The sequence below is a fragment of the Acidimicrobiales bacterium genome (assembly GCA_036273495.1).
Classification (GTDB): Bacteria; Actinomycetota; Acidimicrobiia; order Acidimicrobiales; family JAJPHE01; genus DASSEU01.
Genome location: DASUHN010000322.1, coordinates 1 through 10,310, shown reverse-complemented (window position 1 = coordinate 10,310; position 10,310 = coordinate 1). Strand labels below are relative to the sequence as shown.

The following is a 10,310-nucleotide window of genomic DNA, read 5'->3' as shown; positions in this document are numbered from 1 at the left end:
GAACCGGTACGAGTGGGTGGTGGTCCAGTACGCCACGGCCCGGATGGGCGCGGTGCTCGTCAACATCAACCCGGCGTACAAGACGGCCGAGCTCCGCTACGCCCTCAACCAGTCCGGTGTCTTGTTCCTGATCCTCGCCCGCTCATTTCGAACCAGTGACTACGTGGCCATGCTGGCCGACGTCAGAGGCGGGTGTCCGGCCTTGAGGGAGACGGTGATGCTCGAGGAGGACTGGGAGGACCTTCTCCAAGAGGGGGACGGTGTCGACGAGTCGGACCTGGCTCGGGTCGAGGAGGACCTCCAGTTCGATGACGCCATCAACATCCAGTACACCTCGGGCACGACCGGCTTCCCCAAGGGCGCCACCCTGTCGCACCACAACATCCTGAACAACGGCTTCTTCATTGGAGAGGGTCTTCACTACTCGGAGGCCGACCGGGTATGCATTCCGGTGCCCTTCTACCACTGCTTCGGGATGGTGCTGGGCAACCTGGCCTGCACCAGTCACGGGTCCACGATGGTCATCCCGGCCGAGTCCTACGATCCGGTGGCCACGCTCGAATCCGTGCAGGTCGAGCGGTGCACCTCGCTCTACGGCACTCCGACGATGTTCATCGGGGAGCTCGACAGCCCCCGATTCGGGGACTTCGTCCTCACCAGCCTGCGTACGGGTGTCATGGCCGGGGCGCCGTGCCCGGCCGAGGTGATGCGCAAGGTGCTCACCACGATGCACATGCCCGAGGTCACGATCATGTACGGAATGACGGAGACGTCGCCCGTATCGACGCAGTCCCTGATCGGGGATCCCATCGAGAAGCAGACCGGAACGGTCGGCCGGGTCTATCCGCACGTCGAGATCAAGATCGTGGACCCGGACAACGGAGCGATCGTGCCCCGGGGGACGGCGGGGGAGTTCTGCACCCGGGGCTACAGCGTGATGCTCGGCTACTGGAACGATCCCGAGGCCACTTCTGAGGCCATCGACGAGGGCCGATGGATGCACACGGGGGACCTAGCCGTGATGGACGGGGAGGGCTACGTGACCATCGTCGGCCGTCTCAAGGACATGATCATCAGAGGGGGGGAGAACATCTATCCCCGGGAGATCGAGGAATTCCTGTACACCCACCCGGGGGTCACCGACGTGCAGGTCATCGGTGTCCCGAGCCCCCGCTATGGGGAAGAGGTCATGGCCTGGGTGAAGCTCCGCGACGGGGCCCGGGCCGACGAGGAGGAGCTGGTCTCGTTCTGCAGGGGCCGGATCGCCACCTTCAAGATCCCCCGCTACTGGAAGTTCGTCGACGGCTTCCCGATGACCGTGACCGGCAAGATCCGCAAGCTCGAGATGCGCGAGGTGTCCACCCGGGAGCTGGGCCTGGCGGAGGTGGCCGCCACCCCCACGTCTTAGCGAGTGCTGCTGGCGGCGGCCCGGAGGCTCAAGACTCTTCGCCCAGCTGCTCCATGTACTCCAGTCGGATGTTGCCCGGCGCCTCGACGAAGACGACCCGGCGGACCCCGAAGCCACCACGGACTACCGCCGGCCCCCACAGAGGCCGCATGCCCTCGGTGTCGGCTTCGAGGTCGTCGCTGAACAGGGCGGCGTGGAGGAACCCCTCGGCCGGGAGGTCCGTCGTCTCCTCATAGAGGGCGCGCGTGAACAGGGTCAGCCGAAGGGCGCCCAGGGCCACGTCAGCCCGTTCGGCGCCCTCCCACGCGACGGGATCGCTGGCCGCGGCACCGGCGGCCCGGAACCAGGCGACCGCCGACCCGATGTCGGCCACCTTGACGGCCAGGTTGGCCACGCTCGTGACGGTCATTCCGACCGGGTCTAGCAGGTGGGCTGCCGGGTGGTGCATGCTCGGGGGATGGGGAGTCCCGCCGATCTGACCCTGATGGCGGTACACGCCCACCCGGACGACGAGTCGTCCAGCACGGGTGGGGTGCTGGCCCGCTACTCCGCCGAGGGAATCACGACCGTGCTCGTGACCTGTACCAACGGCGAGTACGGGGACGGGCCCGGCCACGTCAAGCCCGGGGAGGAGGGCCACGACCCGGACCAGGTCGCCAAGACCCGGCTGGCCGAGTTGGAGGAGGCGAGCCAGCACCTCGGGCTCACCCATGTGGAGCTGCTCGGCTACCACGACTCGGGCATGCCCGACTGGGACTTCAGACAGCACAGCCACGTGTTCTGCAATGTCCCGGCGCAGGAGTCGGTGGGCCGGCTGGTGTCGTTGGTGGAGCGCTACCGGCCCCAGGTCATCGTGACCTACGACGACATGGGGGGGTACAACCACCCCGACCACCTGCAGGTCCACCGCATAGCGGTGGAGGCCTACCGGACCACGGGCATCCCCGCCAAGCTCTATTTCATCGCCCGCCGCCGGCGGGACTGGCAGAAGCTCCGCGAGCGCATGGCCGCAGCCGGCATCGAGGTTCCCGCCCCACCCCAGCGGATGCTCGATCCCGACGTGGTGCGACAGATGGAGGAGGCCGAGAAGCGCATCACGACGAGCGTGGACACGACCGCATTCGCCACCCGGAAGAGGGATGCCCTGGCCGCGCACGCCAGCCAACTGGACGAGTCGTGGTGGGTGCGCTTCCCCGAGGACGCCTTCGTCGAGATCTTCGGGCACGAGACCTTCATCCGCGCCGAGGACCGCACCGGGGCACCGGTCCCGGAGGACGATCTCTTCTCCGGCCTCCGCTGAGCGAACCCCCAGGCGCTGTTCAGCGATCCAGCCACACCGGCTGGTGGGCCCCCTGGAGGGCGGGGGGCAGCTCCCAGTGGGGCGGGGTCTCCGACATGTGGAGGGCCGGCGTGAGGTACCGGATGGGACCGAAGTCGGCGGTGTCCATCTCGGCCAGGTAGGTCTCGACCTCACCAGGGTCGGACGCGTCAGGGTCGCAGTCGTCTCCCAGGCTCTGGTACCACATGCAGGTCTGGCTCAGCGACACCTGCACGTGCCACGACCCGCCTTCCTGGGCCCGCCGGGCCAGGGCCACCATCACTCCGTAGGCGGCCAGATACCCGGTGCTGTAGTCGTTCACGGCGGCGGGCGCGAGGCGAGGGATGCCGTCGGGGGCCGAGCGGCCCTCCCGGAACGACATGCCGGTGGCGGCCTGGCCGAGTTGCTCCCAGCCCGGGCGCTCCGCCCACGGCCCGGTGAGGCCGTAGCAGTTCTCCGATACGTAGACGATGCCGGGACGTAGAGCGGCCAACTGGGCAGGCGCAAAGCCGCGGCGGGCCAGGGTTCCGAGGCGGTAGCCCTGGGAGAACACGTCGGCGCCCCGGATGAGCGACCGCATGGCCTGGGCCTGCTCGGGGACGTCCAGGTCGATGACCACCTGGCGCTTTCCGATCCCGGTCTCCAGCTCGAACGGGCCGCCTCCCTCCAGGTGGGGGGCTCCGACGTGGAGGACGTCGGCGCCGTGCTCGGCCAGGGTCTTGGCGCAGGTCGGCCCGGCCAGCACCCGGGTCAGATCGATCACCCGGACCGCACTGGTGGGCCGGTCCCCGTCGGGGAGCGGCTCGGGCGGAGCGTCCCCGATCCTCGTGACCTGGACCACGGGCAGCCCAGCCAGGGCCCGGCCCTGGGGGTGATCGGCCCACTCCTGCCGGGACCGGACCACTCCCCCGCAGATCCGGCGGCGCACGAAGGCGGCCTCGAGCTCGAAGGCGTCCCGCTTCGCCACCGCCCCGTCGATCTCCTCAGCCGAGCTGGGCTCTTCCAATCCCAGCTCGTCGAGGATCTGAGGGCCGTCATGGAAGGAGCCGTGGAGCTGGACGTGGCGGCCGTCCCGCGTGGCCGCGATCCGGGTGAACCGCAGCGTCCCCCGGGCCCGGGCGGCGGCCTCGAGGGACAGCGGGGGCTGGCCGACAAGCCGGGCGTGAAGGTAGGAGCGCAGAGCGGCGGCGGCGTGGCGGGCGTCCACGGTCAGCTCCTGGGAGCGGCCTGTGCGCAACCTCCACAGCTCGTTGGCGGCCACCCCGGTCAGCAGCCGGCAGACCGCCGCGCCCTCCCCGAGGTGGTGGGGGGAGGCCAGGACCGGGTCGGACCCCTCCACACGGAACCGGACGTCGGCAGGAAGCGACAGTCCGGCCAGCGCGACCGCCTGCTCCACCTGTCGCCGCTCCATCCCGTCGTCCCGGCCTCGTCAGCCCGGCCCGGCCGATGCCAGGTCGACCTCGAAGGCGAGGGCCTGTTGGTATCGGCCGAAGACGGGGATCCGCTGGTAGCCGCGCTGCTCGTAGAGGGCCGCCGCCTCCGGCTGGGCCGGCCCGGTCTCGAGGCGGAGAGTCTTGTAGCCGACCTCTTGGGCCGCCGCCTCGAGGGCGAGGAGGAGGGCCGAGGCCAACCCGCGCCGGCGCCGGTCGTCCCGTGTCCACATCCGCTTGACCTCAGACACCCCGGTCTCGAGATACCGGAAGCCGCCGCCGGCCACGACCTCGCCCGCCTCGACGGCGATCAGGAACAGACCGCTCGGAGGGTCGAACTCGACGTCAGGGACGCTGGACAGCTCGTCCTGCTCGCCGTACCGGCGCCGATACTCGTCGGCCAGTCCCGACAGCAGCGGCTCGACGTCGGGATCGCTGATGCGGACCCGGCGCAGCTCCACCGCGACACCATAAGCCGGGTCGCGGTTCCGGCCGCCGGTTTGGGGTACAGCTCTCCCGCAAGTCCGGGGTGGGTGATGCCGGCCCCGGCTGCCGGGGGGCGCGTTCCCGGCCCCCGTTCCGGGGTGCATGCTGTATTGAGTAGCAATGCTTTATTCGCAAGGCCGGCGGGCAGACGGCGTTCTAGGTGATGTGACGGATTTGGGGAAAATGACCGAAAAGGAGGGACCGCCGTCGGTGTCGAAGCGGCACCGGATGACGGCGGACATGCACGCAGTGACGGCGGACACTCGGAATCGGGCAGGCGGTGCAGGTCGTTCGGATCGTCGGCCGGCATGGCGGCGCCGGCTGCGGTGGGGTCTCACCGGAGCCTCGATCGTCCTTCTGGGCGCCAGTGGGCTCGCCTTTGCCAGTGGTGGGACCGCCTCGGCGGCGGTGGCACCGGGCCAGGGCAGCTCCTACGCCCAGACGCTGCAGCTCACGCCCCACGAGGGGTCGCTGGCCATCGGCCCCGTGTTCGGGGAGGCGCTGGCCGGCCACACCAACAGCTATGCCCGGGCGCAGTCACAGGGTCTCGACCTGGGCGCCATCGGCACGTCCCTCAAGTCCTACAACTGCGGTCAGGCGCCGCAACCGCCTCTGGCCGCCGCCGTTCCCAGCCCCCTCGAGGTGGAGGCCGGCCAGCCCGGCGCCGATCAAGGTCAGACCCGGACCAACCCCCAGCAGACCTACGGTGCCACCGAGTTCGGCCGGGCCACGGCCACCCCCTACGCCGAGGCCGACACCACCCTGGCCCCGCTCCCGGGCGGGGCGCTGAGCGTCACCGGCGGCCAGTCGAAGGCGTGGTCCGGACTGGTCGGAGGACAGCGGGTGGCGGGAGCCAGCTCGGACATCGGGTCGATCAGCCTGGCCGGCGGGGCAGTGGTGCTTTCCGGCCTGCACTGGGACGCCTCCTATCCGTCGAGCGGTTCGGCCAAGCCCTCGGGGTCCTTCGGGATCACCAAGGCGGTGGTGAACGGCGCCCAGCTCCCGACGAACGACCTGACGGCCGTCGCGGTGGCGGTGAACAAGGTGATCGGCAACATCGGGATGAAGATCCTGCTGCCCCAGACCTCGAATCAGCAGGGCATCGAGAGCGTCGGTCCCCTCGAGCTCCAGGTCGTCCCCAACCAGAGCCGCGACACGTTGGTCGACGCCGGGCTCAACGCCCTCGGCCCGGTGTACAACACGGTGACCCACGGCTTGGAGAGCGGATTCGGATCGTGGGAGCCCAGTCAGCTCCAGCAGGCCCTCTGCCAGTCGGACACGCCGATCACGGTGGCGGCCATCACCCTGGCCTCGATCAGCGGCGCCGGGTACTTCAACGCCGCCTTCGGCGGCGTGAACGCCAGCAGCAAGGACCTCCCCAGCAACGCCTACAACCTCAGCCTGCCGTCGTTCGCCCTGGGCGCCACCAACCAGTTCGTGCCGGGAACGCCCGGCACGCCGGGAACGGCGGGGTCGTCGCTCGGCAGCGGCGGCCTCTCGTCCGGAGCGGCGCTGTCATCTCCGGGGCCGGCTCCGTCATCGGGCGGGACGTCCGGAGCAACGCAGTCCTCCGGGATCCTGGCCACGGCCCGGACCGGCGCCGGCGGGCCGCTGATGGCCCTCGGTCTGTTGGGCCTCGTGGGCGTCCTGCTCCTGGCCGAGGCCGACCGTCGCGTGATGCGGCCGGTCCACCAGGCGCGCTTCGAGGACTGAGGGGCCCGTGGCCACACCTGTCTCACCTCTGTCGTCCGAGGGGCCCGCTGGCGCCGGGATACGGAACCGGCTGCTGCGCGGCTACGGCCCGGTCGCGCTCTTCGCCCTTCTCCTGGTGCTCGTGGCCTGGCTGGTCCCGAGCAAGGTCCAGAGCAGCGCCAGCGCGTCCTCCCCGGGCGGGGCAAGTGGGGGACCCCTGCCCGGTACCACCGGGTCCAATGGCGGAGGGACCACTCCGGGCCAGCCCGGGTCGGCCACCCCAACCGGCGGAGCGGGCGCTCTGCCGGGCACCCAGGGATCCGCCGGATCGGCGGGCCATACCGTGACCACGCCGGCCAACGTCGGACAGTGCGCCGGCCAGACCGAACAGATCCCGGGTGATCCGTACTCCCCGCCGTGCATGACGTTCTCGGGGAGCAACGGTGGTGCCACCTCGACCGGCGTCACGTCGAACACCATCAACATCTCGTTCCGGGCCACCAGCGACCAGAGCTTCCAGCAGACCCTGGCCCAGTTGGCCGGGGCCCAGCTCCAGGACACCAACGCCGACACCGAGCGGACCATCCAGGTCCTGGTCCAGTACTTCAACTCCCACTTCCAGTTCTACGGGCGCAAGCTGGCCGTCCACTTCTACAACGGTCAGGGCTCGCTCTCGAACGAGCTGCTCGGCCAGGGCCAGGCCCAGGCCGAGGCCGACGCCCTGACCGCCAAGCAGATGAGCGTGTTCGGGGACCTGTCGGCCGAGTCCGAGCCCTACGCCGCCGATCTGGCGGCCCAGCGGATCATGGCGTTCGGGGATCCGTACCTGTCCCGCGACTGGCACCAGCAGCACGCGCCCTACGGCTGGTCCGTCGCCACCGACGGGACCGACGTGGCCCAGATCGCGGCCGACTACACGGTGCAGAAGCTGTGCCCCAACGGCAAGCCGGCATCCTTCGCCGGCGGGGGCCTCAAGAACAAGCCCCGGAAGTTTGCCCTCCTGGCCCCCGAGAACTCCTGGTACCAGGTGTCGGTCGACGTGGCCCAGGCCTACGGGACCCAGCACAACTGCGCCGGGACCAAGTACACCTACACCCTCGACCTCGGCACCATGTCCCAGCAGGCGGCCAACCTCATCTCCAAGCTGAAGGCGGACGGGGTGACCACGATCCTCTGCGGGTGCGACCCCATCTTCCCGGTCTACCTGTCGGGCCAGGGCGCCCAGCAGGGCTACTTCCCCGAGTTCGTGGTCGTCGGTACGGCGCTCACCGACCAGGACTATGTCGGCCAGCTCTACAACCAGCAGTTCCAGTCCCACGCCTTCGGCATCAGCCCCAACGGCCCGACCGTCCCGTACACCCAGTCCATCGGGTACGCCGCCTACAAGAGCGTCGACCCCAAGAGCGAACCGGCGTTCTTCGTGAACCTGATCTACGCCCAGATGGACATGCTGGCGATCGGCATACAGATGGCCGGACCCCAGCTGACGCCTCAGACGTTCCAGCAGGGGATGTTCCGCTACCCGCCCAAGGAGGGCCCGATGGGCCTGTGGGGGTGGAACAGCCAGCAGTACACCGTGCCCAATGACGTGCGGGAGATCTGCTGGAACCCGTCGACGATCTCGGCGTACAACAACAAGGCCGGCGCCTACGTCGGCACTTCGAACCAGCGCTGGACGTTCGGAACTGTGCCAGGCGGCCCGCCCGGCTGCCCCGCGGGCTTCCCCTTCACCCCCTCGTGACATCGGCGCTGGATGAACGGATAGAACGCCTCCCGCTGCCCCGGTTCCTCAAGACGCCGGGCCGCCTGGTGATGGCGGCCATCGTCGTGGTGTACCTGCTGGCATGGGCGGCCACCGGCTCCCACGGCTACGTCCACCAGAAGGCCCCGATCGGGATCATTCTCGTCGGCGTCGTCTACGGGTCGGTCACCGCCCTCGGCGCCTTCGGGCTGATCCTGGTGTACCGGGCCAACCGGTTCATCTTCTTCGCCAACGGGGCGCTCGGCAGCATGGTCGGCGTCCTGGCCATCGGACTGGTCAAGGTGCACGGCCTCAACTACTGGCTGGCGCTGCCGGGGGCCGTGATCATCGGCGCCCTGGTCGGAGGCGGGACGGAGATGTCGACCATCCGCCGCTTCGGCAAGGCGCCCCGCCTGCTGGTCACCGTCGCCAGCATCGGGCTGGCCCAGCTCTTCGGGGCCATCGAGCTGATCGGCTCGACCCACGAGCACTTCGTCTCCCTGACCGGATCGTTCTCCCCACCCCTGAGCATGTCGCTGCGCATCGACGTGTACACCTTCCACAGCTCGGCTCTGCTGATCGTGGCCGTGGTCCCGGTGGTGATCGCCTTCCTCAGCTGGTTCCTCCTTCGCACCGACGCCGGCATCGCCGTGCGGGCCGCGGCCGAGAACGAGGACCGGGCCCTCCTGCTCGGGATCCCCGTGCGCCGGCTGTCCACGATCGTCTGGGTGGTCGCAGGCGCCCTGACCACGCTGGCGTTCATGCTGCAGGCCCCCTTCGAGGGGGTGAAGCCCGGGGCGCTGTCGAACGGCCCGACGGTCCTCCTGCCGATGCTGGCCGCCGCCGTGGTGGCGCGTATGGAGTCGTTGCCGATCGCCTTCGTGGCCGCGATCGGCCTCGGCATCATGGACCAGCTGGTGCGCTGGAACACGTCGAGCAGCCCGTCGATCGTCTGGGTCTTCTACCTGGCCGTGATCGTGGTGGCCCTCCTGGCCCAGAGCGGGAAGCTGTCACGCGCCGAGGAGTCGGGAGCCTCGACCTGGACCGCCATCAGTGTGCTCAAGCCCATTCCCGACGAGCTCAAACGGCTACCGGAGGTGCTCTGGTCGCGTCGGGCCCTGGTCCTCGTCGTGGGCGCCGCCTTCGTGCTCGTCCCGCACGGATGGTCGCCCAGTCAACAGCTGCTGGCCGGCTTCGCCATGGTGTGGGCCCTGATCGGGGTCTCACTGGTGGTGCTGACCGGGTGGGGAGGCCACATCAGCCTGGGCCAGTTCGGCATCGCCGGGGTGGCGGCCATGGTGGCGGGGAACCTGGTGGCCCACTTCAATCTCGACTTCTTCCTGGTGATGCTGATCTCCGGAGCGGTGGGGGCGGCGGTGGCGCTCCTGGTCGGGTTGCCGGCCCTGCGCATCAAGGGCCAGTTCCTGGCCGTGACGACGCTGGCCATGGCGGTGGCTCTCGACCAGTACTTCCTCAACACCGACACCTTCCCCCAGTTCATTCCCCAGAACGGGGTGCAGCGTGCTCTGCTCCTGCAGCGCTTCGACCTCAACAACTTCTACGAGCTGTACCTCACGTGCCTGGCCTTCCTGGCCCTGGCCATTCTCGTCACCCGGGGCCTGCGCAAGGCCCGCGGCGGCCGGGTGCTCATAGGGACCAGAGACAACGAACGCGCCGCTCAGTCGGCGGGAGTGCCCACGACCCGGATCAAGCTGGCCGGCTTCGTGGTGGCGGGCATCATCGCCGGCGTGGCCGGAGCGTTCGACGTGCTGCTCCTCGGATCGCTCAACCCCGGCAGCTTCCCGGCCCTCGACTCGATGACCGCCCTCGTCTACGCGGTAATCGGCGGTCTCGGCTCGGTGACGGGCACGCTCATCGGAGTGCTGTTCTTCAAGTTCCTGGAGACCCAGACGTGGCTGGGCCAGTTCCGCCAGGCGGTGCCCGGGATCATCGTCCTCTACGTGCTCATCGCCTTTCCGGGCGGCATCGGCGAGGTCGTCTACAAGCTGCGGGACCGGCTGCTGCGCGTGGTGGCGGCCCGACGCGGTCTGGTGGTCCCGAGCCTGCTGGCCGACAAGCGCCAGGCCGGGGCGGCTGCGGCGGAGGACCAGGACGACCTCCTCACGGCAATCGCCGCCGGGGAGACCGGACCCAACGGCAGCGACGGCGCCGCGGCGGAGCCGGTCGCGCAGGGGACGCGCTCGTGACGGTCCTCCACCCTCGCGAGCCGGGCCG

The 10,310-nt window shown here is 69.7% G+C and carries 8 protein-coding genes; 5 read left to right on the top strand and 3 right to left on the bottom strand.

What is annotated here, in order from left to right; all coding sequences use genetic code 11:
- The coding region (locus tag VFW24_13815) for an AMP-binding protein (GenBank protein HEX5267840.1) at nucleotides 1-1,408 on the top strand (1,408 nt) is incomplete at its 5' end.
- 28 nt (nucleotides 1,409-1,436) lie between these two features.
- Here VFW24_13815 and VFW24_13810 read toward each other — a convergent pair.
- The gene (locus tag VFW24_13810) at nucleotides 1,437-1,817 is read right to left on the bottom strand and encodes a hypothetical protein (GenBank protein HEX5267839.1); all 381 of its coding nucleotides are present in this window, start codon (nucleotides 1,815-1,817) and stop codon (nucleotides 1,437-1,439) included.
- 48 nt (nucleotides 1,818-1,865) lie between these two features.
- Between VFW24_13810 and VFW24_13805 the strand changes: the two genes are divergently transcribed.
- Nucleotides 1,866-2,708, top strand: coding sequence for a PIG-L family deacetylase (locus VFW24_13805; GenBank protein HEX5267838.1), 843 nt, complete (start codon nucleotides 1,866-1,868; stop codon nucleotides 2,706-2,708).
- A gap of 19 nt (nucleotides 2,709-2,727) precedes the next feature.
- Here the strand turns inward: VFW24_13805 and VFW24_13800 are convergent, their stop codons facing one another.
- Nucleotides 2,728-4,122, bottom strand: a complete 1,395-nt coding sequence (locus VFW24_13800) for a CoA transferase (protein ID HEX5267837.1) — start codon at nucleotides 4,120-4,122, stop codon at nucleotides 2,728-2,730.
- Nucleotides 4,123-4,155: 33 nt separating this feature from the next.
- Entirely contained in the window at nucleotides 4,156-4,617 is a 462-nt protein-coding gene (locus VFW24_13795; protein ID HEX5267836.1) for a GNAT family N-acetyltransferase, read from the bottom strand.
- A gap of 433 nt (nucleotides 4,618-5,050) precedes the next feature.
- Here VFW24_13795 and VFW24_13790 point away from each other — a divergent pair, with 433 nt between their 5' ends.
- Genes VFW24_13790 through VFW24_13780 form a run of 3 tightly spaced genes read left to right on the top strand, consistent with a single transcriptional unit; the run spans nucleotide 5,051 to nucleotide 10,282 of the window.
- Nucleotides 5,051-6,355 (top strand): hypothetical protein, encoded by a 1,305-nt coding sequence (locus VFW24_13790; protein ID HEX5267835.1) that lies wholly within the window; start codon nucleotides 5,051-5,053, stop codon nucleotides 6,353-6,355.
- Nucleotides 6,356-6,362: 7 nt separating this feature from the next.
- Nucleotides 6,363-8,075, top strand: a complete 1,713-nt coding sequence (locus VFW24_13785) for a hypothetical protein (GenBank protein HEX5267834.1) — start codon at nucleotides 6,363-6,365, stop codon at nucleotides 8,073-8,075.
- A complete protein-coding gene (locus VFW24_13780; GenBank protein HEX5267833.1) occupies nucleotides 8,072-10,282 on the top strand; it encodes an ABC transporter permease in 2,211 nt (736 codons plus the stop codon). The genes VFW24_13785 and VFW24_13780 overlap by 4 nt, the downstream gene beginning before the upstream one ends.
- Nucleotides 10,283-10,310: the final 28 nt, after the last annotated feature.